We start from the raw sequence: 26482 nt of genomic DNA, 5'->3' as shown, positions 1-26482 counted from the left end.
TTTTGGAGCGCGGGCTGCGGTTGCAAACGCACAGCAGCGCCTCTCACCCAAACTTCAATTGCTGCAGGAAGTAATACAGCGCCTGCTTCCACTCCGGGGCATCATGGCCGTGGTCGGTCACATGCCACACATGGGGCACGCCTTTGCCCTTGAGCCATGAGTGAAAATCCTGGCTGATGTGGATGAGGTCGTCCTTGCTGCCACAGGAGAGCCAGAGCAGGTGCAGATGCTTGGCTGCGGCGGCCGTGGGCATTAGGTCCTCCGATTTGCGGGTGTTCGGTGCGGAGGAAAAGCCTCCCACCCAGGTGAAGAGTTCAGGATGGCCCAGTCCGAAATTGAGCGACTGTCCCCCGCCCATCGAGAGACCTGCCAGGGCACGATGCTCGCGGTCTGCCAGCACCGCGTAGCGTGCCTCGATGGTGGGGATCACGTCTTCAATCAGATCGCGCTCAAAGAACGAAAACGCGGGCGCGTGCTTGAAGACATCGCCCGTGGGATGGTCGTCTTTCTGCGCGCGACCGTTGGGCATCACCACGATCATGGGCACCGCTTTTCCGTCGGCGATCAGGTTGTCCAGCAGCACCTCCGGCTGGGCAAAGCGCTGCCACTCGGTCTCATCGCCACCGATGCCGTGCAGCAGATAAAGCACGGGCAGTTTTTTCTCCGGCGTGTATCCCGGTGGGGTGTACATATTCATGTGCCGCCGCGTGCCCACGCTCTTCGAGTCATACTCGATCATCTCCAGCTTTCCATGCGGGATGCCCTCCCGCCGCGCATCCCACCCGCTGGGTGGCGGAGGGAAGGCGGGTTTGTCATCCTCATGCAGCACAATGGGGCTCCAAGCCTTGCGCGGCTGTCCAGGCGGCTCCTGCGCAGGCAGAGACGTCAGTATTAATAGCAGGGCGCAGGCCGCGGGCTTCATCGCGTTTTACTTCAGGCTCATGATGAAGGCTTTCACATCGGCGAACTCCTGCGGCTTCAGGATCAGGTTCATCGGCGGCATCGGCGAGATCGGCGTGGCGGTGTAGCCTTCGGCAAGCTTGGCATTCGGATTGACGAGGCTCTCCAGAATGTAGGCTGCATCCTTCCGCGTGGCGATGCCGTCCAGCGCAGGCCCGACTGCACTGCCCTGGCCTTTGAGCATGTGGCAGTTTTTGCAGGCAGCCACGGGGTGCTCCCAGAAGATCTTTTCACCGCGCTTCACATCGCCGACGAGTTTCGATTCATCGTCTTCTGCTTCGGGAATCATCTCCACCAGTTTAACGTCATCAAAGTAGGTGTCGCCTTTGCCCACGTGCAGGAGGTTGATACTCGCCTTGTTGCGGTTCTTGCTGTTGAAGGTAACTTCCACCTCCGTCCAGTCCTGCGTGCGTTTGAGGCTGCTGGTTTCCGCGCGGCCGATGTGGTCATTCAGGCTGGCCTTGCCACGGAAGCCATGGGTCTTGATCCAGGCGCTGAGTTTGTACTCGGTATTGGGCTTCAGCGCCACATCGGCAAAGAAGCTGGTGTCTGCTTCATCCCGGGTGATCACGCGGAAGGCGTTTTTGCCGCTGTGCACCATCTTCGGATCGGAGACGATGGTCCACTCCGCGCCGGCGTTGCCGGGCTTTTTGCCGTAGTCGCGGTGCATCCAGCCAGTGGGTGTTTTGGCGCCGTCTGCCACTTCTTCGAAGCCGGCGTTTGGCAGGAGGTTGGGGCCTTCCTTGTAGTTCAGCGCCTGGTGTTTCTTGCCCAGCATCTTGGCGGCCTCGGCCAGCCATTCGTCGTTCTTTACCACAGGATCCGCCGCAAGCTTTTTCACCAGCGTCTGGATTTCTGGCGTGGTGGGGAAGTCTGCAAGTTTCACAAAAGCGGCGAGGCGAGTGTGAAGGTCGGGATCGCTGATGACACCGGCACCGAAGAGCAGGGACTGAGCCTTGGCATCGTCCCCCAACGCACGAACTGCATTGCGTCGCAGTCCAGCGTCCTTGCTGAGCAGCGCGGCTTTGTGAATGGATTCGTCCAGAAGCCCCATGCCTTTTAGCGTCCAGAGCGCATGAATGGCGGCAGGGCCGGCATCAGGCTCGGTCACCGTGCGCTGCAGGCCGCGGTCGATGTGAGTAACGTCCACAGTTTCCGCGCTTTCCACCATCTGCCGCTGGGCGGTGAGCCGTGCATACTGTGTGCTGGCGTTCAGGGCGGGCTTTTCGGCCTGCGGATTCGTACCCTTGGCCACGATGCGGTAAATCCGCCCGCGGCTGTGATCGCGCAGATCGTTCTCATGCGCGCCGCCCTTGCCCGTGGTGGCCACAAAGCCGCCTCGCTCCATGCTCGGAGTGGGATTGTGCTGGATGATGAAGTTTTGGAAATCGGCGACCCAGACGGCGCCATCGGGGCCGACTTCGGCGTGGACGGGGGAGTTCCATTCATCGCTGCTGGCGTAAATGTTCATGAAGTCCAGCGCCTTCCAGCCTGCGCCGTCCGGCTGCACATCAAAGAGGGACACCACCTTCATCGTCGGCTCGCACACCATGGCCTTGCCCCGAAAGCGCTTGGGCAGGTTGCCGCTGTAGATGAAATTGCTGCCGGCCGCTGCGGTGTAGCCGCCAAAGACATCGACCTGGCGGAAGTTGGGCGTGATGGTGTGGCACATTTCGACCACGTTGATCTTCTTAGCCGTCATGCCGCGTGAGTTTTCTGGGAAGGCCGTAGCCGGGATGCCGCCGAAGAAAATGGGCGCGCCATTGGCCGTGCCGCCGAACTGGTCTCCTTCAGCGTTCATGCTATGCGCCCAGGCGTTGTTGGTGAACTGGTGGAGGAACTCGATGGCGCTGCCGTCCGCTTTGAACCGATACGTTCCCATGGCGAACTGGTGCTTCTTTCCACCCACGTAACCTTCGATGCCGCTGTAACCCACGCAGCCGTAGAGCCAGTTGTCGAAGCCGTTATGGAGGTTGCTGGCCTGTGCATGCGTGTCGCGGATGCCCCAGCAGTCGATCACCGTCTCGCGCACATCGGCCTTGTCGTCGCCATTGGTGTCCTTGAGGAAGATGAATTTCGGCGGCTGGCTGACAATGATGCCACCGCGTGCGAAGACCATGCCGGTGGGAAGGTTCAGCTTGTCGGCAAAGACGGTGAACTTGTCAGCCTTGCCGTCGCCATCGGTGTCTTCGCAGATCTTGATGCTGTCCTGGCCTTCGCCGCTGTCTGTCACGCCGTGCGGGTAGTCGCGTGTTTCCACCACCCAGCAACGGCCGCGCTCGTCCCAGGCGAAGGCGATGGGTTTGGCGATGTCCGGTTCGCTGGCAAAGAGCTTCAGTTCGCAATCCGCCGGCACCTGCGTGCGCTCCATGCTGCCCTTCACGCTCATGGGCAGCTGCAGCGTCAGAGGTTCCGGGCGCTTTTCGTAGTTGGCCACCTGGGGGTGCTTTTTGCGTTCTTCGGGATCGCGCTGCTTGAGGTAAGCTGAGTAGGCGGCCTTGCGCTCGACGCTGAGTTTGGAAAGGATGCCGTCGCGGCTCAGGTCACTGCCGGGTTTAAGAACGAGGTCATAGTTTTCGGCAGGCAGTGGTTCTGTGGCGTAGTCGAACCAGATGGCGTCACGTCCAAGACCGCTCATGGCATCGTGCAGCTGACCCACGGCATTCTGTTCCTTGCCAGCGGCATCAAGATAAAGAACGCGGATGGGGCCAGTTGGTGCCGCATGGGCTAAAACGGCGGAGGTGAGGAGGAGCAGGAATGCTTTCATGGTTGGATGTCTGAATTATCACTCGAAACAACGGAGTCTGGCGAGGCAGATATGCGGACAACTTTTGGGAGGAATCGGACAGAAGCTCTGTCCGTGGCCATCTGGATTTGCGAGGCGTGCCGAGGGTGCACATCTGCATTCAAAGCCTTCGATATGCGTTGATCACTCCTTTCTGCCACGCCATGGATGCCTCTCTCGGAGCGAGAGGAGTGAGGCCCAAAAATCACGCAATGCGCATTTGGCTTTTCCCCCACCGGCGGCATGATCCGGTTCCGTGACTGACACCAAACGACTGCGCCTTTTCCTGCTTATCGCTCCGCTGCTCAGCGGCATCCTTTTGACGTTCGCCTTTCCGGGCTGGAACTCCAATCTCGTCGTCTGGCTCTGGCTCTTTCCACTGCTTGCCGTGCTCTGGCCATGGAAAGATGCGGAGCATGTGAAAGTGCGGCCTTTCTGGCGTGGCTACCTCGCGGGGCTGGCCTTTTTCCTGATCAATCTCAAATGGGTGCATCATTCCGCACGGGTCAGACTGGGAGGAGCGCGCGATGATTCATGGGTGGGCCTGCTGCCAGAGCTGACGGGGTGGGGAGCGTTGATCGGACTCGCTGGTTACTGCGCTGTTTACTTTGGTCTGTGGGCCTGGTTCACCCACCGCTTCGCACGACCGCGTCTGAGCACCTTGACGAAAGACGCATGGTGGCCCAGCACGCTGCATTCGCTGGCGTGTTCGTTTCTTGCGGCGGCGGCGTGGGTTGGCTGTGAATGGCTGCGCAGCACCACCGTATTCACTGGCTTTGGCTGGAACGGCCTCGGCGTGGCCATGCACGGCATGCTGCCGCTGATTCAGGCGGCGGATCTTGTGGGCGTCTTTGGCCTGTCATTCCTGCCCGTCTTCGTGGCATGCACCGCCTGGAATACGCTCACACGCCTCGTCCTTGCTTATCGTGGCGAGGGCACCTGCAAGACACGGCTTGACCTCACTCTGGCTTTGATCCTCCTCCTGATCGCTGGCACCTACGGCATTCTCAAGCTGAAGGAGGAAAAGGAAAAAGAAGCCACAGGCATCACCGTGCGCACCGTGCTGGTGCAGCCCAATGTGGCACTGGTTGATGCTGGCAATCCAGACCTGGCGCAACGCAGCTACCAGCATCTCGACCAGTTTACCCGCATGTATGGGACGGCGAAGGAGGGCAAGACAACCACTGATCTCATCATCTGGCCGGAGAGCGCCCTGCCGGTGAATTTGGAGGACCGGTATCACTATCTGCCCCAGGACTGGAACAAGCACTACTTCAGTGACATGCTCCAGGCCGGAGACTTCAGCCTGATGTTTGGCACCGAGCTGTTTGAAAGCGACAGCATCGGCCACGTCTCCGCCGTGCTGATGCGGGGAAGTCCTGACCATCGGCAGGACTACAACAAGGTGCATCTGGTGCCATTCGGTGAATACCTGCCGCTGAAGAACATCCCGCCCTTTTCCTTTTTCCAAAGCATGTTTGAGGGAGCCTTCACCCCAGGCACCAAAACCGAGCCTCTGCTGCTGGAGCAGCCGCAGGTGCAGATCATCCCGCTCATTTGTTTTGAAGACACGGTGGGCCGTCTCTCACGCAAATTTGCGCGCGAAGCTCCGCAGATGATCGTGAACATCACCAACGACGGCTGGTTCCTGCAAAGCGAAGAGCCCGAGGTACACATGATCAATTCGCTCTTCCGTGCCATTGAGCTGCGCCGCCCCATGGTGCGAGCCACCAATACCGGCGAGACCTGCTTCATCGACACCTGCGGCCACGTCCTCTCAAAGCTCACCGATCCTGAAACCGGCAGCTTCTTCATCACAGGCACTCTGCCCGGCGAGGTCAAAGTGCCGCGTGTGGGTCACCTCACGCTTTACGCACGATTTGGGGACTGGTTCGCGATCATGCTGCTGGGCATTTGCACGCTGGTGTGGCTGTTGCGCAGAAAGAAACCTTCTGCTGCGTAGCTGGCAGGAGTCAGTCAATCCCCCCGCCACCACGAACGCCATGATGAGCGTGTTTTGGGTTCTGCGGGGATCTCCGGCTGGCTGGGAATCAGGGCATCCTGGGCAGCCACGGCAGGCGGAGTGTCGAAGCTTTCGGCAAAATCCTTCTTGATGGTGAGAAGCGGACTGGGTTTTGCTTTGGTGGTCACGGTATTCTGCGTCGGCGCGCGTGGCCGCAGAATGATCTCGGCTTCTATTACGGGGTGCGTCAATGCAGAGTGTGACGGAACAACGCTGTGAGGCGGAGGCAATTCGAGCTCACTCTCCCAAGGGTTTTGCTGGGCAGCGGCAAGGGGCGGATCGAAAGATGCCTCGCCTTCGCCGGGAGCTGCGAGGTGAACATCAATTTCCTTGGGGGCATCCGCGACCGTTTCCGCGGCCAATGACGGTTCTGTTGCTCGGAACGGCTCAGGCTCCGGGGATTTTACTGTTGGAGAAAAACCTTCCACCACGGACGGCGTCAAATGGACCACAGGCTCGATCGAGGGAATGACATTGATCTCATCCGGAAATGCTGCGCCTTCAAAGACTGCGGCAGGTGGCAGTTGCTCGACCGGTTCCTCCTGCACGGGGGCGGCAAAGAACATGCTGCTGGTCGGGGACGGGCAGGAAAAAGGAGCGGCAACGTTGAGGCTGGGCAGCGGTTCGACACCGAGGGCCCATGAAGAATCCTCAGAAGGAGGAACAGAATACACTGACGAAGGAGCCGAATAGACGGGAGAAGGCGCAGAGAAGACGGGCGAAGGAGCTGAATAGACCGGCGGTGGAGGCGAATAAACGGGAGTGGAGGTAAAATAGACGGGTGGAGGAGGGGAAGGGGCTGGGGGCTCCGCCTGCTCCTCATTTTCCAGGGCCACCACAGGCACATGCCACTCCACCGGGTCTGCAAGCTGGGCAAAGGAGTGGTCTGCTGGAGAAAGGGCAGGGAAGTCTTCCAACTCATCGAGCAGGAACGCAGGTGGCTGGTAATCGTCCTCCGGCGCAGGAGCGGGATCAACGACTGCGGATAGATCGACAGCCGGGGCGAGTTCGTCCCGGGAAAGCTGTTGGGAAAGCCATTGCTCAACCTGGCTCTGTGCGAGGTTTTCAACGGGTGGCACTGGGACAGGATCCGGATCAGGCGGAGGCAGTGACGCCCCCGGCTGGCTCGCGGGCCTTTTTTGCTGGAGAAGGGCAAATGCGGCGATGCCTGCGGCCAGAAGCAACGGGGTTTTGCCAACGCGTGTTGCAATGACGCCACCCACTGCCGTAGCCGTCAAAATCGCCAATGCGCCAGGCTGTTGACTGGTGCATTGCGGCTGGTCTGACGAGGAGTCTTCTGCGGCCGTACTCATCCTTGGATGCCGACGAGGTTACTGCACCGCAGGTGATGCGGCAAGACGCAACTGCTCAAGAGGAGCAGCCGAGTTATTTGTTGGCATCGCCTCCACCGGCGACCGCCACATTCGCATCCTCGGGAGGAAGGAAGGCTTTGAAGCGGTTTTTGTCGATGGCCTTCATGTAGGCCTCCATCGGTGTGACGTAGCCGTCACGCAGCTTCTGCCAGATGGCTTCGTCCATGAACTGCATGCCCTGGGCTTTGCCACCAATGATGACGTCGTAGAGCTTCTGCGTGGCACCTTCACGAATGATGGCGCCCACGGCGGGATTGGACACCATGATTTCATTCACGGCGGCACGGCCTCGGCCGTCGGATTTCTTCATGAGCAACTGGGCCACCACGCCTTTGAGGGAGGCGGCCAGCATGGTGCGCACCTGGCTCTGCTGGTCCGAAGGGAACACGTCAATGATACGGTCAACGGTCTTGCGGGCGTTGTTCGTATGCAGAGTGCCGAAGACGAGCAGTCCGGTCTCAGCAGCCGTGAGGGCGAGCGAGATGGTTTCAAGGTCGCGCATTTCCCCCACCAGCACGATGTCAGCATCTTCACGCAGCGCAGCGCGGAGGCCGTCTGCGAATGACGGAGTCTGGATGGGCACCTCACGCTGGGTGATGATGCTCTTCTTGTTGCGGTGCACAAACTCGATCGGTTCCTCGATCGTGATGATATGACGGCGGAAGTTCGTGTTGATGTAGTCGAGCAGGGCGGCCAGCGTGGTGGATTTGCCCGATCCGGTCGGACCGGTGACCAGCACCAGACCGCTGCGCATGTGGCCGAATTCCTTGACCACCGGCGGAATCCCAAGCTGCTCGAGGCTGGCGATCTTGGTGGGGATGATACGAAACACAGCGGCGTAGCCATGCTGCTGACGCAGGTAGTTGCAGCGGAAGCGGTTGTCCGCGTCCATCTCGTAGGCGAAGTCAAGGTCGCCCTTTTCCTTGTAGCGATCCCAGGCGCGCGGCTCGCAGATTTCACGCATCATGGTCTCCATGAGGCGCTCTTCGAGGATCTGGTCTGAGATGGGCTTGATGCTGCCATGCACGCGCACTTTGGGCGGCTGCTTCTGGCTGAGGTGGAGGTCGGAACCGCCCAGTTCAATGAGCTTTTGGAAATATTGATCGATGATTGGCATGAGACGTACGCAGTTGGCGGTGGGCGTGGAGGATCCTCAAGATTCAAAAAACTTTCTCATAATGACCTTGTCCTCGGCGCGGGATTCACATTCTTCACGGCTGATCTGCCCAGACGAGTATAGATTTCGCAATGAATCATCCATCGTGATCATGCCGACACCTTTGCCAGTCTGCATCACGCCCGCGAGCATGTAGGTTTTGCCTTCACGGATACAATTGCCGACGGCGGGATTGTTGACGAGAACCTCGAGCGCCATCACACGGCCGTTGCCATCAAGTTTTGGCACCAGCTGCTGGGAAAGGATGCCGCGGAGGGATTCAGACACCATGATGCGGATCTGATCGCGCTGATCGATGGGGAACACATCAAGCACACGGTCCAGTGTGCGGGCGGCGCTGCTGGTGTGGAGGGTGCCGAGCACCAAGTGGCCCGTTTCAGCGGCGGTGATGGCCAGCGAGATGGTTTCAAGGTCGCGCATTTCACCGATCATGATGACGTCCGGATCTTCACGCAACGCACCGCGCAGCGCGGCGGCAAACGAGGCTGTGTGCGTGTGCACCTCACGCTGATTCACATGGCAGCCTTTGGGCTCGATGACGTATTCGATCGGGTCTTCGAGAGTGATGATGTGGTCCTCACGCTCTTGGTTGATGGAATCGACCAGAGCTGCGAGGGTGGTGGACTTTCCGCAACCGACCGGACCGGTGACGAGAATGAGGCCGTTGTGGAAACGGGTCAGTGTTTTGGCGGTGGGGGGCAGTCCAAGATCTTCGACTGATTTGATCTGGGTTTTGATCACACGGAAAACCATGTCGATCCCGAGACGTTGCTGTACGACGGAGGAGCGGAAGCGGCCATAGTTTGGCGAGTAGGCGAAGTCCACGTCCCCACGAGATTCGAGGTGCTTGATCTGGGCTTCACCGAGGAAGCCGTAGGCGAGGCGGCGGGCGTCTTCGGGAGTCAAAATCGCAGCATTGTCCCAGATGGGCTGCAGGTTGCCATAGCGCCGCCAAACAGGCTGGGCACCGGTGGCCAGATGCAAGTCGGACGCATCGTACTCCATGCAAAAGCGCAGGTAGTCGTCCACTGAGCCTAGGACTGGAAGTAAATCTTGTGGGGGTTGGTTGGGTTCGGACATGAAGATTAATGGACACTAGACTGCTTCGGCATGTGGGTCGTTCGGAGAAACTTTCTGACGAAGGTATGATTCAAACAACTGGGCGCCGTAATTGAATGCTGATTTACGGGCCAAGGCAAGAAGGGGGCTGAGGAGCAAAGCGAACATGCCGCGATTTTTAGCTCCGGCGAAATGACCGTCCTGCCTGCCGCCGGATCCGCCTGAAGGCCACAAACTTTTCAGCAGCACAACTCCGGCCACTGCGGCGGCGCCGAGCCATACGGCACGATGCTTCTCCACGCTGCGGGTAAAAATGGCCTTTGGGCTCCATTCTTCCGCCGCATGAGAGGCATGATAGACCAGAGACGCACGGGCGTCGTCCAGATCACGCAAAGCCTGCTGCTTCGGGGTCAGTCGTTCTTGTTGCTGGCCAGCCATTCGCGATCGCGGCGGAATTGGTTAAAAGTTTCCTCAAAGAGCTGCATGCCATGCAGCCTGGTTTTGAGTCCGGCGAGCAGAAGCAGACCGATAAAAAGATGGATGGCGGCACCTCCCAGAGCCACCCGCGTCCAATGCCAGCCGTTGGATTCAGCGATGATCCACACCAGCGCCGGAGCGGCGAGAATCCAGCCGATGACGAAAGCAACCAACGCCAGCACGAACATGACGGTGATGCCCGAGAGACGGCTGCCAGCTTCCTTGCCTTCGATGTGGAACAGGCGGCCACGTGCCTCGAAGTACAGGGCCACGGCGCGCAGCAAACCTGCTGCGCTGGCGCGTTCACCGGGAGCGGGTGGAAGGCCTGGATTCATGACAAAAGGATCGCGATGGAGAGTCAGCGACGCACAATCGCACCTACCACAAAACCAATGCCAAACGCAGTGAGCAAAGCCTGGAGCGGCTTTTCACGGGCAAATTTTTCGGCCTCGGCGCGCAGATCTTCAAAGCGGACGCGGGCCTCATTGAGGGTGTTGTCGGCAAACTCGCCGGCTTTCTCTTTGATGTCGGTGGCCTTCTGCTCGGCTGAACTGCGAATTTGCTGCGCACGGGCCTCCGCTGCAGAGCGGAATTCAGAGGCTTTCTGGGCGGCAGCGGCGCGCAATTCTTCAGCGGCTTTCAAGGCGCTGGCTTTCGCGGCCTGAAAGGGATCTTGCGGCGCACTGGCGCCGAAGGGAGATTCTGCGGTGGGGTTCTCAGTCATGAAGCGAAAGGGGGTGAGGGCTGCAACCGCAGCACGAATGGAGCGTGTTGCTTCGCACTAACGAATTAATACGTTTCTCGCCACGTTGGCGAGTGGAAAAAACGCCACAGTGATTTCTTCCTTCAGGCGCCGCGAGCGTTGTTCCGCAGGTGGCTTTTCCGCATGGCAGGCGCTGGTCTGCGCCGTGCGAGCAGCAAGCCGCGCTGAAGCACGGCGTTCTGCTGTTTGCTCAAGGACAGTTCGGCGCGGGCTGAGGCAAGCTCCGACTCCAGCGCCTGGATCCTCAGGGTTTCCATGGCTGGCAAGGCTGGAAGTGAGGGCGGCTGCAGAGGCGGCGGCTTGGGCAGGGCTGCAGCCACAGTCGCGGGAGAGGGAGCCGATGGTGCGGGTTTTGCCGCCAGAGCTGCCTCCAGCTCGGAAATCTTGGCGAGAGCTTCCGAAAGCGCCGTCTGGTGGGTCTTTTCGAGCTCCGCGAGAGCTCGTACGCCGCCTTGGTCAGCCTGCGCCAGCCGATGGGAAAGATCGCTGCGGAGGGCATCGAACTGCCTCTGGTTTTTGGCCCTCCAGGACATCGCGTCGTGGTGGATGGAGGTGATCTCAATCTGCTGCAGGGCCGTCTGCTTTTCCATTTTCGCGCTTTCGACGCGCATGCGGCGGTTGGAGCGGGAGAGCAGCCAGATGCGCACCAAGGACAGCAAAAACAGGCCGACTAAGATGCTGAAACCTATGATCAACATCTGAACGTCCTGAGGCATGTCACTCTTCATGAATATCTATTCAGCAAATATTGTTCCAAATCAATCAGGTGTGCAGTCCTTCGCTTTGGCGAAATTTCAACGGCGAGGTGCTATCTATGCAAACGAGAGTGTCAGGAGATGTTCAGTGCTGGGACAGGCAGAACGGCTTTCTCCACCGGTAGAGCGGCAGCCTCTTCCAAGGTCGCGGCGATGGCAGCCGGAGGACTGATCAAGGTGATGGCGGGTTTGGCGGTCTTGGTGGCGGTTTCCGTGCGCTGCTGAATGTCCAGGTAACGCTGCTCAGACTCCATCAGCCGTTTGGAAAACTCCGCGCGAAAGGCGTCAAACATGCGCTGGAGTTCGCCACGCCAGGCATTGGAATCTGAGCGCACCGAGAGGATTTCCTGATGCTGGATCAGGACTTGTTTTTCCATCTTGGCGGTGCTTTCGACCAGACGGGAGTTGGTGCGCAACAGAAACACAATCCGTACCATGGCGATCAGCAGAAGGCCGCTGACTATGGACAGGCTCAGCTTGAGGGTGGGAGCATCAAGAGCGATTTGGGATAGGTCCATATCCCACTGACGGGAGCATGTTTCGTTCCAAAATCAATCCTCCGCGCTCAGTTTTTCTTACGTCCTGCCTTCGCAGGCTTGGCGGTGTCCGGCTGCTTCCATGCACCGAGTGGCAGCACATTAGCCCTGGCCGCCCATGAGTCCCAGGCCGCCGCCATTGATTTAACCCGATCAGGCTCGCTGAGCGCGAGGTCGTGCTGCTCCGCCCGATCTTGATCGATGTTGTAAAGCTCCCAAGGCTTGTTCTCCTTGGCCACAAGTTTCCATGGCCCGGAACGGTGGGCGCGGTTGCCCTCGTGCTCCCAGAAGATCGAACGAGGCAAAAGGCTGCCGCCCTTTAGCAGTGGGAGCAGGCTCACGCCTTCCATGGGCTGGATTTCCCGGCCATTCACTTCCGCGGGATATCTGGCGCCGGCCACATCGGCGCAGGTGGCCATGAGATCAATGAGATGACCGGGCTGCGCTGCGATCTTGCCGTGGCGTGAGGCAGAAATTGCGGCAGGCCAGTGGGCGATGAGAGGGGTGGAAATGCCGCCTTCATGCACGAAGTGCTTGTACTCCCGGTGCGGTGTGTTCGAAACATTGGCCCAGGCTTCACCATAGCCGATGTAGTCATTCGGACCGCCTGGGGAGATTCCCACGCCCTGCTTCACCGGTTTGCCATCCCGCGTCTGCTTGGGAATGACGTCGAGGCGGATGGCGTCCTGCGCGATGACAGGAAAAGTCTTTTCATTGAAAGCTGGCGGCTGTGCCTGACGGCCGATGCCTTCCTGACAGCCACCATTGTCCTGCAGAAAGAGGATGAGAGTGTTTTGCAGAACGCCATTTTTTTCCAACGTGCCCACCACACGGCCGATGCCCTGGTCCATGCGGTCAATCATGGCGGCAAACACCTCCATGCAGCGTGCCTCCCAGGCCTTGTCCTTGACCTGGGTCCAGTCACCCTTGGTGGGGGAAATATCGGCATCTTTCGCGATCAGCCCCATTTGCTTCATGCGCAGCAGGCGTGCCTGCCGGACGGATTCGTATCCCGCATCGTACTTGCCGCGGTATTTGGCCACGTCTTCTTCCAGTGCGTGCATGGGCCAGTGGGCCGCGGTGTAGGCCATGTAGAGAAAGAAGGGCTTCTCTTTCTGATCACGGACATGCTCATCGATAAACCGGATGGCGTGATCGCTGATCGCATCCGTGTAGTAATACTGCTTTGGCTGGTATTGCGGATCGGCAAAGGGGGAGATCATCGTGTCATCCCGTGTCAGCGTGCCCGGATCATAGAAGCTGCCCGCACCGGTGATGGTGCCGTAGAAGCGGTCAAAGCCGCGCTGCAGGGGCCAGTTGTGCTTTGGTCCTTCCGGCACCGCGTGCTTCGTGACATGCCATTTGCCCACGGCGTAGGTGCGATACCCCGAAGGCTTCAGAACTTCGGCGATTGTCACGCTGCGTTTGTTCAGATCTCCGCGATAGCCATCATGGCCGCGATCTTCCATCATGTGGCCAATTCCTGCCTGGTGCGGATACAACCCTGTAAGCAGAGAGGCTCGTGTGGGGCAGCAGCGCCCGGTGTTGTAAAACTGGCTCAGCCGCACGCCGCCCTCTGCCAGACGGTTCAAATGGGGCGTCTGAATCTCTCCTCCGTAGCAGCCCAGGTCGGAGAAGCCCATGTCGTCTGACATGATGAGGATGATGTTGGGCGCAGCGGCATGCAAAGAGACGGCGGCAAAGATCAGGCTGGAAAGCAAAAGGCGCGATAACATGGCAACCCCAAACGAGATGCCGCAGCCGATCTCACACGCGAATCACAATCTTCCCGAAATGCCTGCCGCTGGCGATTCTTTGAAAGGCTGCGGTGGCCTGGCTGAATTCAAAGACTGAATCGATCACTGGCTGCATTTTCACGCGTGACATCTCAGCAAGCATCTCGGCAAACATTTCGCGGGAGCCGACGTAGATGCCGTCCAGGCGGATGCCTTTGCGCAGAATCTGTACGGTCTGCACCTCCGCGCTGGTGCCGGTGAGCACACCGATGAGTGCGATGTGCCCTCCGAAACGCGTGGCCTTGAGAGACCGGTTCAGCGTTTCCGCGCCGCCGATCTCGATGACCTTGTCCACGCCGAGGCCGCCGGTTTGTTTCACCGCCCATTTGTCCCAGTCGGGATCGGTTTTGTAGTTGTGCACGGCATCGGCGCCGAGTTCGAGGAGGCGCTTGGCTTTGAGGTCGCAACTCGTTGTGGCGAGGACACGAGCGCCGGCCAGTTTGGCGAATTGGAGTGCAAAGATCGAGACGCCGCCTGTGCCGAGAATGAGCACGGATTCTCCCGCCTTCAACCGGCCCCGGCAGTGAAGAGCGTCCCAGGCTGTGACGGCGGCGCAGGGCAGGGTGGCTGCCTCCTCCAGAGAGAGGTGGGAGGGCACCGGGAGCAGACTTGCGGCAGCGATGACCGCGAGTTCACGCAGCAGGCCGTCCACCGCGCCGCCGAGCGCCTGAGACGCATGATGCTGACTGTACTCGCCATCCAGCCAGCTCGGCATGAAGGGACACACCACGCGGTCGCCCGGCTGGAAGTCGCTCACACCTTCGCCAACCTCCGCCACCTCACCAGCACCATCAGAGCAGGGGATGCGGGGCACGGGGCCAGTCACGCCCTTGATGCCCATGACGTTCATGTAGTCCCGATAGTTCAGGCAGGTGGCGCGGATCTTGATCAATACTTCTCCGGGGCCCGGCTTGGGATCGGGCAGGTGCACGGCGTGCAAGGAAGTGAGGCCGCTGGTCCCGGTGATTTGATACGCATTCATGGTTGGAAATGGATTTTGGAGGCTAACCAAAGCAGGCGTTGACTCAAGTGCTTCGCACGCGGTCCTATGCGCAGTCGTAGTGGGTTGCCGTTGTCTCTCGGTCTTTCATGGTCACGGCTTCCCCGCTTTCAAAATTGGCGCAGGGCTGATCTTGAGCACCAGCGGACGGTGGTCGCTTGCCTTGTTCACGTCGCGGTCGGAATAGATGTAGCTCTCGCGATAGTCGATGTGGGGGCGGAGCAGGCGGCTGGCGAAGCAGTAGTCCAGGCGTGAATACACGTCTGCAATGTCCCAGAAATGAGTCCAAACCTCGCCATTTGCATCGCGCAGCAGGACGTCCTGCATGGCGGTGTCACCGGTGCGCGGACCGCCCATGACCTCCGCCACGGCGGGTTCGTTGCGGTGCTCATTGAAGTCACCGTAGGCCAGGATGAAGGCGTCCGGCTCGCGGGCAAAGATGGAGTCGATATGCCGGCGCAGCAGCAGCGCTTCATTGCGGCGCATCATGGCCTGATCGGCGTCCGCGACTGCGCGCATGGACTTCAAATGCACTCCCAGCAGATGGAGGTCAAAGGTGGGAGTGATGGAGATCGTCACATCCAGAATGCCCCGCTGAAACGGCAGGGTGTGCTCGCCCAGCTGGTAGGTCAGAGCATTTTGCGAGTTACGTGCCTTGATGGGCAGGCGCGAAAGCAGAGCGAGCCGGCGTGTTTCGTCGCCCCCATGGGCCATCTCCGTGTGCGGCAGGTCCAACCCCGCCTGAAGAAGCCGCTGCTGAAACTCTTCAAGGTCCTCCGAAGTTCCGATTTCGCAGACCCCGAGGATATCGGGATGGATGGCTGCCAGGATTCGCACCACCCGCACGCGCTCGGCTTCTGGTTTGGTGGTGCCAGATGGCTCGGCGACCGGGTCTGCCGTCACCCAGTTTTTCAAATTGTAGGAGCAGAAGGTGAGACGCTCCGGCTCGGCTGCGGCCAGACAAGCCACCAGGGCAAAAAAAACGGCGGGTCCGATGACCCGCCGCGTGAACTGTGGAGGTGGCAGCATGCCAGCAGCGGGATGAAGCCGACTAGGAATCTTCGACGTTGGCCACGGGCTGGCGCTTCTCCTGAGGTGGGGTGATCTTCGGGCGCTCTGCTTCTTCCTGGGCGTTTTGGAGTTCGTTTTCGAACTCGGTACGTGCTTTCTTGAACTCACCCATGCTCTTGCCCAGACTGCGGGCAAAGGTGGGCAGTTTTTTCGCGCCAAACAGCACGAGAATCAGGATGGCGATCATGACGATCTCCATGTTTCCAAGGGATCCGATAGCGAGGTTGATAGGGGTGTTCATAATGGTACTAGGTTTGCATTGTTCGTAGTGACGTGCAACGCGGACTTTCAGTCGTTCCCAGTGGGGCCATCGTCCTTTGCGCGGAGGTGAAAACGACCGGGCTGGAAAGCTGCGGCGTTGTCTTCAAAACCTTTAACGCACAATCTTGACCTAGGTTAGCAAAAAATCTTCAATTTTTGCGTGAATAAGCAGCCTCCCAGCCCCGGTGACTGCCCCTGATCGGTCTGGTCTTAAACTGAACGTTTGCCGATTGCACACGCCCGCTCGCCGCGTACCCATTTGCTCACCATGATTCACAACGTTTATTTTTGGCTCAAACCTGACCTTTCCGCGGAACAAATCGCCACTTTCGAGACGGAGGTAATGCATCTGCTGGAGATCGACTACCTCGTCCATGCCTGGGTCGGAAAGCCGGCAGACACGGAAAAGCGCCCGGTTTGCGATCACTCCTTCAGCTACTCCCTCACGCTGCATTTCAAAAACTTGGAGGACCATGTGTTTTACCAGAAGGACTGTCCGAAGCACAAACGCTTCGTTGACGCGTGCAAGACGTTTTGGGAACGAGTGGTGATCTACGACAGCTCGCCGATTCATTGATATTCATTTTCCACGGCAATGTCTTACACCTTTCCGAAATCCGCCGAGCTTTTCGCCCGGGCGCAGAGCAGCATCGCAGGCGGCGTCAACAGCGGCATCCGTAAGATGGAGGTGCCTGTGCCTCTCTACTTCGACCATGGCAAGGGCTCGCGCCTGTTCGATGTCGATGGAAATGAGTACATCGACTTCCAGATCGGGCAGGGGGCTATCCTCTATGGACACGCGCCGACCGGCATGGCTGACGCCATTTCCGCGCAGGCTCACAAAGGGACGCACTGGGCGGCGCAGAGCGAACTGGAGATCGAGGTGGCCGAGAGGCTGCAAAAGATGATCCCGGGCGCGGAGCGCGTGCGCTTTAACAACAGCGCCACCGAAGTGGTGCTCTCGGCATTACGTCTGGCGCGTGCGCATACGGGGCGCTCGCTGATTTTGAAATTTGAAGGCCACTACCACGGCTGGGGAGATGAAGGCCTTGTGGGCTATGCTCCTCCTCCGGACAAATGGGGAACGGAGGAAGACCCCACGCGTCTGCACCCCAGCAAGGGCGTGATCCCCGAGGTGCTGAACACCTTTGTCGTGGCACGCTGGAATGATCCCGCACACCTGCGCCAGCGCGTTGCGGAGCATCATGATCAAATCGCCGCCATCATTTTCGAGCCCGTGCTGTGCAACACTGGCTGCATGCCTGCCGCCCCGGGCATGCTCGACACCATTCGTGAATTGTGCGATGAAAACGGCATCGTCATGATCGCCGATGAAACCATCACCGGTTTCCGCTTTGGCGCCGGCTGTGCGCAGACGCATTATGGCTTCGTTCCGGACCTCACCATCCTGGGCAAGGCGATCGGCGGCGGTGTGCCCTTTGCCGCACTGGTGGGCAAAGAGAAGTTCTTCGCCAAAATCATGAGCGGGGAAGTCGTGCACGCTGGAACTTTGAATGCGAACCCTCTCTGTCTTTCCGCCGCGAAATGGTGCCTCGATCAGGTTATCGCGCTGGGCGAGAAACACCCTGCGGGCTTGATCGCTCTGGGTGAGCAACTGATGGCAGGCCTGAACAAGCTGGCCGCGCAGCACAACATTCCGCTGCAGCCCCAGGGGCCCGGCCTGGTTTTTCATGCCACCATGCTGAAGCAGGGCGCGCCCGCCGGACCCATCACCAGCTATCGTGACTACGTTCTGCGTCAGGATGCTCCGCGCTGGGCGCACCTGCGCCGCTGCCTGCTGGAGGAAGGTGTGCGCGCCATCGAGCGAGGCCTTTGGTTCATCAGCCTGGCGCACACGCAGGCGGATATCGAGGAGGCGCTTCAGCGCGCCGCCCCTGCCTTTGCCCGCCACGCGGCGGAGTGGAAAGCCCCATGCTGATCTCCGAGACCTTTTACTCTGTGCAGGGCGAAGGCTCGCTCGTGGGCGTGCCTTCGGTTTTTGTGCGCACTTCCGGCTGCAATCTTCGCTGCATCTGGTGCGACACTCCCTACGCTTCGTGGAAACCCGAAGGCACCGAGATGAGTATCGCGGAAATCATGGCCATCGTCGAGCGCGAGCCGACGCGCTACGTCGTCGTCACCGGCGGCGAGCCCATGGTGGCCAGGGGCATGGCGGAATTCCTCGGGCAACTCCGCGCCGCAGGCAAACACATCACCATCGAAACGGCGGGCACTGTGGTTCCAAACGGTGTGGCTTGTGATCTGGCCTCCCTCAGCCCGAAACTGGCGCATTCCACGCCCGACGAAGCCAGGGCAGGGAAGACCTGGGTGGAAAAGCACGAGCGCACTCGTCTCCAGCCGGAGGTGCTGCGTGAGTGGTGTACCAACTACGACTACCAGCTGAAGTTTGTCATCGCCACGGAGGCGGATGTGGAGGAGGTGCGCGCCGTCGTCGCCTCCATGGGCGTGACCGTTCCGCCGGAAAAAATTCTGCTCATGCCGGAGGGCATCACTCAGGAAGCGCTGCGGGCACGGCAGGCCTGGCTGGTGGATGTGTGCAAGCGCACCGGGTGGCGCTACTCCCCACGTCTTCACATCGATCTGTTCGGCAACAAACGCGGCACATGAAGCGGCGGGGAAATCTGGCGCGGAATTTGTGGGTGGTGTTTTGGGCGGTCGTGGCGTTGCTGCAGGTGTGGGATCATAACCGCGTCAAATCACCGCTCCCGGCACCGGTTCCGGACGTTTTTTTCGTCAAACTGGACAATACAAAGATCGTTGAAGATGCAGGCAACGATGGCGACAGCTTCAAAATCGTGGATGAGAAAGGTGCTGAGCACGTTCTGCGGTTGTACTTTGTGGACTGCCCGGAAAAGCGTGAGTATGCGCTGGTGAAGAACCGGTTGAAGGATCAGGCCAGCTACTTTGGCGGACTGACCATCCCGCAAACGGTGAAGGTGGGGCTGGATGCGAAGTCCTTTTCCGAAAAACTGCTGCGGGAAAAACACTTCACCGTGCAAACACGCTGGCAGCGAGTGTATGACAGCCAGCGCACTTACGCCCTGGTGTTCTTTGATGACGGTGAGGAGCTCTCCGAGAAACTGGTAAAGGCCGGACTGTGCCGGATTCACACCCGTGGCACGATGTTGCCGGACGGACGGCGGGAGTACGAATTCGAAAACCATCTGCGTGAACTCGAGCATCAGGCTCGGGCCGCAAGACGGGGAGCGTGGGGAATTGCCAAGTAGGGGCCGGTTTCACCACGCTCCGAGCAGTGGCACATCCGCCGGCGCAAGTTCGTAGGCACTCAACTGCTCACGCGTGACCCACGCCAGCGCCGCATGTTCATGTGCATGCGGCTCGGGACTGTCCCGCGTGAGTTCACACACAAAAGGGATCAACCGGATGCTGCCCCAGGAGTAGGCGTGGTCGAATGGCGCGAGAGTCTGCGTGATCCGCACCGTGCAGCCGAGTTCTTCCTGAAGCTCCCGATGCAGTGCGTCCTCGGCGGATTCTCCGGTCTCGACCTTGCCGCCCGGAAACTCCCAGAGGCCGGCAAGCGTTTTGCCCGGTGCGCGTTGAGCGAGCATGACGCGATCTTCACGCAGGATGATGGCACATACGACAGGAACCGGCGCGGACATGGTTCAGGAGGAGGCCACGCTCAGAGCGACCCTGGCAGTGCGAATAGCGGCATCGGGCATGCTGATTTTGGCCATGCTGGCACGCATGCGGCGACCGACGGCGCAGTTGTTGATGAGGATGCTTTCCACCGCCGCAGCGGTCTCTCCGGCGTTCTCGGTGACGACACCGCCGTCGTGTTTGACGAGCATCTCGGCATTTCCCTCCTCCTGTCCGGGTACGATGTAGTCGATGACAGCAGGGATCTTTGCCGCCAGCACCTCATGCAAGATGGCACCGCCGGCCTTGCAGATGACGACGTCATGCGTGCGCAAAAACTCGGGGATGCGCTTGGTCCAGCCGATGATTTCGACGGTTCCTTCTGGCATGGAATCCGTAAAGCGCCGCAGCACGTGGTAGAGCCGTTTGTCATGCTTGCCCACGGGCAGGGTCATTTTCACGCCGCTGCGGAAGAGTGGCTTGAGGGCCTCCAGCGTGGCGGCCACGCGCCTGCCCGTGGTGGAGGGAAGGTAGAGAATGCGGGCATGCGAGACGGGAGGCTGCGGAGCCAGCGGTTCGGTGAAAGCAAGGTCCACGGGGAAGCCCGAGACGCGAATTTTGGCCTCAGGCACTCCGAAGCCGGTGACGACTTTTTTCGTTTCTTCATCCGCCACGCAGAAGAGATCGCTGCCGGACATGACCCAGACGCGATTCACGCTGATGGAGTCGGTGATGACGGTGCATAGCGGCGGAACGGCCTGCTGTTTCGCCAGAGACTCCAGCAGGATGGCATACAGGGGGTAGGTGCTGATGATGAGGCGCGGCCGCCGGCTCTCAATGCGCTGCTTCAGGGCGTTTACGAGGGCCATCTGCCACACGGCATCCGGGCCGGTGACCGAGCGCCTGCCCATCAGGTCATACGTCATGCGCCAGCCCGCGGGCCAGTGGGTGATGGCAAACTGGTACAGGCTTTTGCACACGTCTGAGAGCAGCGGGAGCGCCTCGCTGATGAGATCGGTCATCTCGATTTCTTCATCGGGGCACAGGCGTTTCAGCGCCTCCGCCACGGAGCGTGCGGCGGTGTTATGCCCATCGCCAAAGCCTGCCGTAAGGATCAAAATCACGGCCCATCGCTGGCTGATAAACCGGTGAAAACAAGCAAAAAGGGCGGCCAAACTCGTCAGTTGACATTATTTTATAAAAGTTAAATAATGGCAGGCATTAATGACTCGGCAACGTGCCAGAACCACGAGCCAAATGCTCGCCGCCACCGTGACACTCACCGCGGTGCTGATCATGCTCACGCCATTGCGGCGCGGGCCTCAGGTCAACCCCTCCCGCCAGGCGGCATGGACGCCGCTGCTCAATCTGGGAGGAATGGCTGACACGACCGCCTTCCACCGTTTGCACACCTCAGACACCCAGTTTGCCGCCAGCGTGAAACCGCTCAGCCGCCAGCCCTCCGTGAACTCCGCGCCATGAGCGACCGGTTCAAGCCTCCAGGGCAGTGCCCCGTGTGTGGCGAATGGGTGCCCCGTGGAGCGGCCGCCTGCAACGACTGCGGAGCCTGCGCCAAATCAGGCTGGAGCGGAGACACCCATGAGGATGGACTGGACCTCCCGGACGATGAATTCGACTACGACGACTTCGTGGCGCGTGAGTTTGGCGGCCGAAGCTCCAAGCAAGCTCTGACGAAGAACCTCTGGTGGTGGGTGGCCCTCGTGCTGCTGATCGTCCTGGTCGTGGCGGCCATCATGCCGCTGCTGCGGTGAGGGGGGCGCTACTTCTTTAACTTCTCCTGCAGGAACGAAAACAGGTTCGGGTACTTCATGTGCCCGTAGTCGTTGTTGTAATTGATCTCGTGCTCGATGCCTGCGGTCTTGAGCGTGTCTGAGATGCCGGCGCCGAAGTTGCCGGAGTGGACCGGGTCCTTGGCTGGGGGCTTGCCTAGATCGGGTGTGCTGTCATAAAACAGCAGCACGGGCGGATCATCCGCGCTGGCGAGGGCGTAGGGGGAGAACTGTTCGATCCAGGGCATGAGGCTGTCCCGCTTGGCCAGAAACTCCTGCATGCTGCCGAGTCCGAAAGCGTGGCTGCCGTATTCGAGGTTGGGAATCCAGGCCAGCATCTGCTTCGGGTCCAGCGATGTCTGTGGCACAAAGGCGAGGACGCAGCGCAGGCGGGTGGATTCCCGGGCGATGGGATCAGCGCTCTTCGGGTCCGCCATTTCAGGGTGAAAACCAAGATAGAGCACGGTAAAGCCACCGGCGGAACCTCCGCAGCCGCCGATGCGGTCTTTGTCGAAGTGCCACTCGGAGGCTCTGCTGCGGACGAACTGCAAGGCACGTGCGGAATCATCCAAGCAGGCTTTCACGGGAGGAGTGATGCCTTCGGCCTGGGCGTCGGGGATGAAGCGATAGTTGATGGAGACGACGGAGATGCCGTCATCCAGGCACTGCTTGAGGAAGTCTGGGTTCACCTTGTCTCCGGTCATCCACCCGCCGCCATGTACGAAGAACAGGAGAGGTGTGGGCTTGTCAGCCTTGGCCTGATAGAAGTCGAGCACCTGCTTGGGATGCTTGCCGTAGGGCACATTGGCCTGGGTGGGGGCCGGGGTTTGGGAGAAGGCGGAAGCAGCAGCCAGAAGGCAGAATGCGGAAAGGAGAAATCGGGACAAAATCATGGCAGCATCATTTTCAAAGCCAGCCCTGCCTACACCTCCAGCTGAATGCCGAGCTCGATGACCTGACGCGGCGGCAGATCAAAGTAGCCGGTGGCCGGACGGCTGAGGCGGGAGAGGGTGACGAAGAGTTTTTTACGCCAGGCGGCCATCTTGCCGGGGCCATTGGTCAGCAGCACTTCACGGCTCTGGTAAAAGGTGATGCCATTGCGCTTCACTTTGGTTTTATCAGTCAGCGCCTTGCAGAGATCATTGAATACATCTGGCGACTCGGCGAAACCGTAGCGCAGCACGACGCGGTAAAACTCCTCGTAATACTCACTGATTTCATGGCGGGATTCCTCGCAAACGTATGGGGCATCCTCGAATTTGACGCTGAGCAGGACCACCTGCTTGTGCAGCGCTTTGTTGTGTTTCAAATGATGCAGCAGCGCGAGAGGCAGGCCGTCGGCGCTGGCAGACATAAAGACGGCGGCTCCCGGTACGCGAATGATGCGGTCTCTTTTGATTTCATCGACCAAATGCACCACAGGCAGGCGTCCGCGCTGCATGGCCTGAAAGAGAATGGCGCGTCCGTCTGTCCACGTCTTCATGATGACCCAGATGCAGGCCGCAACTGCGAGCGGAAACCATGCTCCCTGCATGAACTTGATCAGGCTGCCGGAGACGTAGCCTGCCTCAATGCTGCTGAAAATGAGCACCGGTAAAAAAGACTTCCAAAACGGCCAGCCCCAGATGCGCCGGGAGACGAAGAAAAACAAAACGCTGGTGAGAAACATCTCCATGGACACCGAAAGACCGTAGGCGGAGGCGAGATTGCTGGAGGTCTCAAAACCGATCACCAGGGCGATGCAGGCGACCATCAGCAGGAAATTGACCTGCGGCATGTAGATCTGGCCGCGCACATCTGGATTGGTGTGAATGATTTTCAAGCGGGGCAGGTAGCCGAGCTGCACGGCCTGCTGCGTCAGTGAGTAAACGCCGGTGATCATGGCCTGTGAGGCGATGATGGTGGCGGCCGTGGCCAGGATGATCGTGGGCACCAGCAAGGCTTGCGGCACCAGTCTGAAGAAGGGATGCTCCAGCGCTTTCGGATCGCTGATGACGAGAGCGCCCTGGCCGAGGTAGTTGAAAATGAGGGCCGGATAGACGAGCAAAAACCAGGCACGTTTCAGGGGCGTTGCGCCAAAGTGGCCGATGTCCGCGTAGAGGGCTTCGCAGCCGGTGACGGCCAGCAGCACCATGCCCATGATGACAATCCCATGGTAGCCGTGGTGCATGAGGTAGTTGATGCCCCAGTGCGGTGAGAGCGCGGCCACGACTTCAGGATGCTGGACAAATCGATAAAAGCCCAGGCCGGCAAGCGCGCCGAACCAGAGAATCATGATCGGACCGAAGGCGACCCCAATCCTGGCCGTGCCATACTTTTGCACCATGAACAAGGCAAAGATGATGGCCACGGAAATGTACACGATGACATGTGGCGGGATATCCTCCTTGATCTGCTTCAGACCCTCCACAGCCGAGAGCACCGAGATGGCGGGGGTGATCATGCCATCGCCATACAGCAAGGCGGCTCCGAACAGGACCACGAGCACGACAAAGGCGCTGGCTTTGGGGCTGAGCGCCTCCTTTTTGGACCGCAGCAGGGACAGCAGGGCAAACATGCCGCCCTCGCCCTGCGCAGTCGCATGACTGAGGAGACTGAGGTACTTGACGGAAACCATCAGGGTGAGGGACCAAAACATCAGCGAAATGGGTCCGTAGATCATTTCCACCCCGTCACGACCAGGCGTGTAGCCCGCATGGGTGAGACATTCCCGCAATGCGTAGAGCGGACTGGTGCCGATATCCCCAAATACCACCCCCAAAGCCACGAGGGCCAAGGTCCAACTGTTTGAGTTTTTGTGTTCTGACATGAGGTGTCTTCGGGACGCTCCCCGAAGCCCTGTTTTCATCAGGGACCTTTGTTGTTATCCAGCAGGGGTGGATATGCAAGAGACAGTTCGGCGCACTGGGCTGTGTATATGAACAGGTGCTCAGGGCTCACTTGAGATTGGAAATCTCGGCGGTGGTTAGCGCCCGATCAAACACGGCGATCTCATCCAGGCGGCCCTCCCAGTTCGAATCGTTGTCACTGCGGCCGCCGAAAAAGCAATCATAGGCAGGCTCCATTCGGGTGAGGTGGGTTTCTGTTTCCAGTTCCAGCGCGCCGTTGAGATACGCACGAACCTTGTTCCCATCACGCACCAGCACGAGATGCTGCCACTGCCAGCGCGGGATCTCCGCCTTGCCAACCACCACGTTCTTGTCGCTCGTGCCGCTAAAGAAGATCAGTTTGCCTGTGTTGCCGCTTTTTCCGCCAATGCCGATGTGGTCGCCACTGACGCTCAGCCCGTGATCGTCGCCGCGTGAAAACAGCCAGCCGCAGGTGTCTCGCCCATCGTTAGGCATGCCGTTCCAAAACCAAAGGGAGACCGAATACTGAGTGCCGAGTTCTGCAAAACGCGAGCGGATGCGGGCGCCCACAAGATGCGGCGCACGGTTGACACTGCCTTCGGCGCAAAAGCCCGCTGAATTCGGTCCCTCAAGATAGTAGGCGACATCGCGCTCGTAGATGGCGTGGTGGTCGTGCGGACTTTCATCCTCTGCCACCGGCCCGGTAAACTCGTTCAGACGCCAGTATGCCGACGGTTTCAATGCCAGCACCGCCTTGGCGGCCGGACCAGCGGGAAGCTTCCATGGCCTGCGCTGCTCCCCTGAAACTTTTTCCAGAGCTTCGATGGCTGCACCGGTGATCTTAGCCTCCGCATTCACTTCCAGCCCGGCAGACCGTGCCGCCCACGTATTGTAGCCGCCCCAGGCATGCATCTCCGGTGGCGGGATGTAGCCATCTCCGCCGTTGGCGAGTTCGATGACCATGTTATGGAGCAGGGGACTGGCCGCTTTGATCTTCAATCCGGTGATGGCATAGGTTTCATTCGGCGTCGTGGCGATGCCGATGTCTCCGATGCGCAGTCCCTGCACCACGATTTCCGTTTGCTGCCGCTCATTGAGGATGATCTGTTCTCGCGCATAGACTTCCGTCGGCGTCTTTGCCAGCCGGTCGCCCATCTCGGTCACCACACGCTGGGCCCATTCGAGGCGCTGTTTGTCAGGCGTGCGGTATTTTAAGGTCATCCGCGTCTCGGTCATCGCCAGGTCCGCATGGTCGTTGTACTGGATTCCAGCATAGGCCTTCATCGCGATATCGAGCAGACCGTTTGTGTACTCTTCGATGGTCACCTTGGGGCGATCCTTTTCAGGCACCTTGTAATCAACGCGATAAATGTCCCCGCTGCAGCCGTGGGACATGATGCCCACCATTTTGCCCTGCGGATCGATGCGCTGAGTCAGTCCGTCTGAAAACAGACCGAAGTAATCTGCGCTGATGTCCTTGTCTCCGAAGTAGTGCATCGAAAAGTTCGCCAGCACAGCGAGTGGTTTGCCATCCTTTTTCTGAATGGAGATGAGCGAGAGGTCGGGATCTTCCGGACCGGACTCACCCGTGACGTCGTCCCAGTTGCGGCCTGCGTGCATGTTGGCCCGCACAGACTTGTTGCCAAAGGGATCTTCAACCACGCGGTCCGGCCTGCGAATCCATTGCCGCAGAGCGGTAAACTCATTGGCGTCCGCCTTGGCGAAACCGATCCTGGCAGGTGCCATCACGGACTGGGCAGTCGCGATGGCTTCGACGAGCTTCTCTTTCAAATACGGTACGTAGCTCGGGTCGGGATCGGTGCCCAGGCAACCCATCGAAGCCGGTGTCGAGTGGGCGTGGGTGGCGGAAATGAGCATGCGATCCGCCGGGATGCCGGTCTTTGCTGCTGCCATCTTTTTGGCGTCGTCCAGCACATCTCGGCTCATCATGCAGCTGTCTGCCACCACGATGGCAATCTCCGTTTTGCCATCGCTGGCCACAATCGCCCGTGCATGCACGCGGGTGTTGATCTTGTCCACATAGCGGCTGAGCATTCCTCCATTGACCAGCACCGGCAGCTTGGGCGGAGAGATGTCGATCACGGCAGCGCCCGCTTTGAATTCGGCGCGCAGTGAAGTCGTGAGCAGCAGGGCAAGGAGCGGAAGAACAGGGCGCATCATGGTGC

General features: G+C 59.6%; 26 protein-coding genes. 7 read left to right on the top strand and 19 right to left on the bottom strand.

Going from position 1 to position 26482, the window contains the following annotated elements; genetic code table 11:
* Positions 1-43 precede the first annotated feature (43 nt).
* Complete coding sequence (locus tag ACILSR_RS24600; protein WP_395752461.1) at positions 44-922, bottom strand: alpha/beta hydrolase; 879 nt, start codon at positions 920-922, stop codon at positions 44-46.
* Positions 923-928: 6 nt separating this feature from the next.
* Positions 929-3727: a PVC-type heme-binding CxxCH protein gene (locus ACILSR_RS24595; RefSeq protein ID WP_395752460.1), complete on the bottom strand. Its 2799-nt coding sequence runs from the start codon at positions 3725-3727 to the stop codon at positions 929-931.
* A 274-nt stretch (positions 3728-4001) separates the two neighbouring features.
* On the opposite strand from ACILSR_RS24595, the gene lnt reads away from it, so the two are divergent.
* Positions 4002-5708, top strand: coding sequence for an apolipoprotein N-acyltransferase (lnt, locus tag ACILSR_RS24590; protein WP_395752459.1), 1707 nt, complete (start codon positions 4002-4004; stop codon positions 5706-5708).
* A 14-nt stretch (positions 5709-5722) separates the two neighbouring features.
* Here lnt and ACILSR_RS24585 read toward each other — a convergent pair whose 3' ends face one another.
* From ACILSR_RS24585 to ACILSR_RS24530, 12 genes are all read right to left on the bottom strand, one after another.
* Positions 5723-6334 carry a hypothetical protein gene (locus tag ACILSR_RS24585; RefSeq protein ID WP_395752458.1) on the bottom strand — a complete coding sequence of 204 codons (612 nt, stop codon included), beginning with the start codon at positions 6332-6334 and terminating at the stop codon, positions 5723-5725.
* Between the two features lie 820 nt (positions 6335-7154).
* Positions 7155-8258 (bottom strand): type IV pilus twitching motility protein PilT, encoded by a 1104-nt coding sequence (locus tag ACILSR_RS24580; RefSeq protein WP_395752457.1) that lies wholly within the window; start codon positions 8256-8258, stop codon positions 7155-7157.
* A gap of 36 nt (positions 8259-8294) precedes the next feature.
* Complete coding sequence (locus ACILSR_RS24575; protein WP_395752456.1) at positions 8295-9398, bottom strand: type IV pilus twitching motility protein PilT; 1104 nt, start codon at positions 9396-9398, stop codon at positions 8295-8297.
* A 15-nt stretch (positions 9399-9413) separates the two neighbouring features.
* Complete coding sequence (locus ACILSR_RS24570) at positions 9414-9815, bottom strand: hypothetical protein (protein ID WP_395752455.1); 402 nt, start codon at positions 9813-9815, stop codon at positions 9414-9416.
* A complete protein-coding gene (locus ACILSR_RS24565) occupies positions 9788-10189 on the bottom strand; it encodes a phage holin family protein (RefSeq protein WP_395752454.1) in 402 nt (133 codons plus the stop codon). Before ACILSR_RS24565 ends, ACILSR_RS24570 begins: the two co-directional genes overlap by 28 nt.
* Positions 10190-10212: 23 nt before the next feature.
* Positions 10213-10578, bottom strand: a complete 366-nt coding sequence (locus tag ACILSR_RS24560; protein ID WP_395752453.1) for a hypothetical protein — start codon at positions 10576-10578, stop codon at positions 10213-10215.
* A 122-nt stretch (positions 10579-10700) separates the two neighbouring features.
* Positions 10701-11333 (bottom strand): hypothetical protein, encoded by a 633-nt coding sequence (locus ACILSR_RS24555; RefSeq protein WP_395752452.1) that lies wholly within the window; start codon positions 11331-11333, stop codon positions 10701-10703.
* 113 nt (positions 11334-11446) lie between these two features.
* Positions 11447-11890, bottom strand: coding sequence for a hypothetical protein (locus tag ACILSR_RS24550; RefSeq protein WP_395752451.1), 444 nt, complete (start codon positions 11888-11890; stop codon positions 11447-11449).
* 47 nt (positions 11891-11937) lie between these two features.
* The gene (locus tag ACILSR_RS24545) at positions 11938-13644 is read right to left on the bottom strand and encodes an arylsulfatase (protein ID WP_395752450.1); all 1707 of its coding nucleotides are present in this window, start codon (positions 13642-13644) and stop codon (positions 11938-11940) included.
* A 31-nt stretch (positions 13645-13675) separates the two neighbouring features.
* Complete coding sequence (locus ACILSR_RS24540) at positions 13676-14686, bottom strand: NAD(P)-dependent alcohol dehydrogenase (protein ID WP_395752449.1); 1011 nt, start codon at positions 14684-14686, stop codon at positions 13676-13678.
* Between the two features lie 111 nt (positions 14687-14797).
* Positions 14798-15733, bottom strand: coding sequence for an endonuclease/exonuclease/phosphatase family protein (locus tag ACILSR_RS24535; RefSeq protein ID WP_395752448.1), 936 nt, complete (start codon positions 15731-15733; stop codon positions 14798-14800).
* Positions 15734-15755: 22 nt separating this feature from the next.
* Positions 15756-16016, bottom strand: coding sequence for a twin-arginine translocase TatA/TatE family subunit (locus ACILSR_RS24530; RefSeq protein WP_395740231.1), 261 nt, complete (start codon positions 16014-16016; stop codon positions 15756-15758).
* A 288-nt stretch (positions 16017-16304) separates the two neighbouring features.
* Between ACILSR_RS24530 and ACILSR_RS24525 the strand changes: the two genes are divergently transcribed.
* Genes ACILSR_RS24525 through ACILSR_RS24510 form a run of 4 tightly spaced genes read left to right on the top strand, consistent with a single transcriptional unit; the run spans position 16305 to position 19284 of the window.
* Positions 16305-16613 carry a Dabb family protein gene (locus ACILSR_RS24525; RefSeq protein WP_395752447.1) on the top strand — a complete coding sequence of 103 codons (309 nt, stop codon included), beginning with the start codon at positions 16305-16307 and terminating at the stop codon, positions 16611-16613.
* A gap of 18 nt (positions 16614-16631) precedes the next feature.
* Positions 16632-17975, top strand: a complete 1344-nt coding sequence (locus ACILSR_RS24520) for an aspartate aminotransferase family protein (protein ID WP_395752446.1) — start codon at positions 16632-16634, stop codon at positions 17973-17975.
* Positions 17969-18664 (top strand): 7-carboxy-7-deazaguanine synthase QueE, encoded by a 696-nt coding sequence (locus ACILSR_RS24515; protein ID WP_395752445.1) that lies wholly within the window; start codon positions 17969-17971, stop codon positions 18662-18664. Before ACILSR_RS24520 ends, ACILSR_RS24515 begins: the two co-directional genes overlap by 7 nt.
* On the top strand, positions 18661-19284 hold the full coding sequence (locus tag ACILSR_RS24510) for a thermonuclease family protein (protein ID WP_395752444.1): 624 nt from the start codon (positions 18661-18663) through the stop codon (positions 19282-19284). Before ACILSR_RS24515 ends, ACILSR_RS24510 begins: the two co-directional genes overlap by 4 nt.
* A gap of 9 nt (positions 19285-19293) precedes the next feature.
* Here the strand turns inward: ACILSR_RS24510 and ACILSR_RS24505 are convergent, their stop codons facing one another.
* Together ACILSR_RS24505 and ACILSR_RS24500 are read right to left on the bottom strand one after the other, a co-directional pair.
* Positions 19294-19680, bottom strand: a complete 387-nt coding sequence (locus ACILSR_RS24505; RefSeq protein WP_395752443.1) for a (deoxy)nucleoside triphosphate pyrophosphohydrolase — start codon at positions 19678-19680, stop codon at positions 19294-19296.
* Positions 19681-19683: 3 nt separating this feature from the next.
* The gene (locus ACILSR_RS24500; protein WP_395752442.1) at positions 19684-20781 is read right to left on the bottom strand and encodes an MGDG synthase family glycosyltransferase; all 1098 of its coding nucleotides are present in this window, start codon (positions 20779-20781) and stop codon (positions 19684-19686) included.
* Between the two features lie 133 nt (positions 20782-20914).
* Between ACILSR_RS24500 and ACILSR_RS24495 the strand changes: the two genes are divergently transcribed.
* The gene (locus tag ACILSR_RS24495) at positions 20915-21139 is read left to right on the top strand and encodes a hypothetical protein (protein ID WP_395752441.1); all 225 of its coding nucleotides are present in this window, start codon (positions 20915-20917) and stop codon (positions 21137-21139) included.
* Positions 21136-21429, top strand: a complete 294-nt coding sequence (locus ACILSR_RS24490) for a hypothetical protein (protein ID WP_395752440.1) — start codon at positions 21136-21138, stop codon at positions 21427-21429. Before ACILSR_RS24495 ends, ACILSR_RS24490 begins: the two co-directional genes overlap by 4 nt.
* A gap of 8 nt (positions 21430-21437) precedes the next feature.
* On the opposite strand, the gene ACILSR_RS24485 is transcribed toward ACILSR_RS24490, so the two are convergent.
* The 3 genes from ACILSR_RS24485 to ACILSR_RS24475 form a co-directional block, all read right to left on the bottom strand.
* Positions 21438-22340: an alpha/beta hydrolase fold domain-containing protein gene (locus ACILSR_RS24485; RefSeq protein ID WP_395752439.1), complete on the bottom strand. Its 903-nt coding sequence runs from the start codon at positions 22338-22340 to the stop codon at positions 21438-21440.
* 29 nt (positions 22341-22369) lie between these two features.
* The gene (locus tag ACILSR_RS24480) at positions 22370-24256 is read right to left on the bottom strand and encodes a potassium transporter Kup (protein ID WP_395752438.1); all 1887 of its coding nucleotides are present in this window, start codon (positions 24254-24256) and stop codon (positions 22370-22372) included.
* Between the two features lie 127 nt (positions 24257-24383).
* Entirely contained in the window at positions 24384-26477 is a 2094-nt protein-coding gene (locus ACILSR_RS24475; protein ID WP_395752437.1) for a LamG-like jellyroll fold domain-containing protein, read from the bottom strand.
* Positions 26478-26482 lie beyond the last annotated feature (5 nt).

The organism is Prosthecobacter sp. (assembly GCF_044222565.1).
GTDB lineage: Bacteria > Verrucomicrobiota > Verrucomicrobiia > Verrucomicrobiales > Verrucomicrobiaceae > Prosthecobacter.
This window is presented reverse-complemented; position numbering and strand designations above follow the sequence as displayed.

Bases quoted from the DNA above. Each gene is read 5' to 3' on its own strand.
- ACILSR_RS24600 (WP_395752461.1), bottom strand. From the start codon at position 922: ATGAAGCCCGCGGCCTGCGCCCTGCTATTAATACTGACGTCTCTGCCT.
- ACILSR_RS24595 (WP_395752460.1), bottom strand. From the start codon at position 3,727: ATGAAAGCATTCCTGCTCCTCCTCACCTCCGCCGTTTTAGCCCATGCG.
- ACILSR_RS24585 (WP_395752458.1), bottom strand. From the start codon at position 6,334: ATGTTCTTTGCCGCCCCCGTGCAGGAGGAACCGGTCGAGCAACTGCCA.
- ACILSR_RS24580 (WP_395752457.1), bottom strand. From the start codon at position 8,258: ATGCCAATCATCGATCAATATTTCCAAAAGCTCATTGAACTGGGCGGT.
- ACILSR_RS24575 (WP_395752456.1), bottom strand. From the start codon at position 9,398: ATGTCCGAACCCAACCAACCCCCACAAGATTTACTTCCAGTCCTAGGC.
- ACILSR_RS24570 (WP_395752455.1), bottom strand. From the start codon at position 9,815: ATGGCTGGCCAGCAACAAGAACGACTGACCCCGAAGCAGCAGGCTTTG.
- ACILSR_RS24565 (WP_395752454.1), bottom strand. From the start codon at position 10,189: ATGAATCCAGGCCTTCCACCCGCTCCCGGTGAACGCGCCAGCGCAGCA.
- ACILSR_RS24560 (WP_395752453.1), bottom strand. From the start codon at position 10,578: ATGACTGAGAACCCCACCGCAGAATCTCCCTTCGGCGCCAGTGCGCCG.
- ACILSR_RS24555 (WP_395752452.1), bottom strand. From the start codon at position 11,333: ATGCCTCAGGACGTTCAGATGTTGATCATAGGTTTCAGCATCTTAGTC.
- ACILSR_RS24550 (WP_395752451.1), bottom strand. From the start codon at position 11,890: ATGGACCTATCCCAAATCGCTCTTGATGCTCCCACCCTCAAGCTGAGC.
- ACILSR_RS24545 (WP_395752450.1), bottom strand. From the start codon at position 13,644: ATGTTATCGCGCCTTTTGCTTTCCAGCCTGATCTTTGCCGCCGTCTCT.
- ACILSR_RS24540 (WP_395752449.1), bottom strand. From the start codon at position 14,686: ATGAATGCGTATCAAATCACCGGGACCAGCGGCCTCACTTCCTTGCAC.
- ACILSR_RS24535 (WP_395752448.1), bottom strand. From the start codon at position 15,733: ATGCTGCCACCTCCACAGTTCACGCGGCGGGTCATCGGACCCGCCGTT.
- ACILSR_RS24530 (WP_395740231.1), bottom strand. From the start codon at position 16,016: ATGAACACCCCTATCAACCTCGCTATCGGATCCCTTGGAAACATGGAG.
- ACILSR_RS24525 (WP_395752447.1), top strand. From the start codon at position 16,305: ATGATTCACAACGTTTATTTTTGGCTCAAACCTGACCTTTCCGCGGAA.
- ACILSR_RS24520 (WP_395752446.1), top strand. From the start codon at position 16,632: ATGTCTTACACCTTTCCGAAATCCGCCGAGCTTTTCGCCCGGGCGCAG.
- ACILSR_RS24515 (WP_395752445.1), top strand. From the start codon at position 17,969: ATGCTGATCTCCGAGACCTTTTACTCTGTGCAGGGCGAAGGCTCGCTC.
- ACILSR_RS24510 (WP_395752444.1), top strand. From the start codon at position 18,661: ATGAAGCGGCGGGGAAATCTGGCGCGGAATTTGTGGGTGGTGTTTTGG.
- ACILSR_RS24505 (WP_395752443.1), bottom strand. From the start codon at position 19,680: ATGTCCGCGCCGGTTCCTGTCGTATGTGCCATCATCCTGCGTGAAGAT.
- ACILSR_RS24495 (WP_395752441.1), top strand. From the start codon at position 20,915: ATGCTCGCCGCCACCGTGACACTCACCGCGGTGCTGATCATGCTCACG.
- ACILSR_RS24490 (WP_395752440.1), top strand. From the start codon at position 21,136: ATGAGCGACCGGTTCAAGCCTCCAGGGCAGTGCCCCGTGTGTGGCGAA.
- ACILSR_RS24485 (WP_395752439.1), bottom strand. From the start codon at position 22,340: ATGATTTTGTCCCGATTTCTCCTTTCCGCATTCTGCCTTCTGGCTGCT.
- ACILSR_RS24480 (WP_395752438.1), bottom strand. From the start codon at position 24,256: ATGTCAGAACACAAAAACTCAAACAGTTGGACCTTGGCCCTCGTGGCT.
- ACILSR_RS24475 (WP_395752437.1), bottom strand. From the start codon at position 26,477: ATGATGCGCCCTGTTCTTCCGCTCCTTGCCCTGCTGCTCACGACTTCA.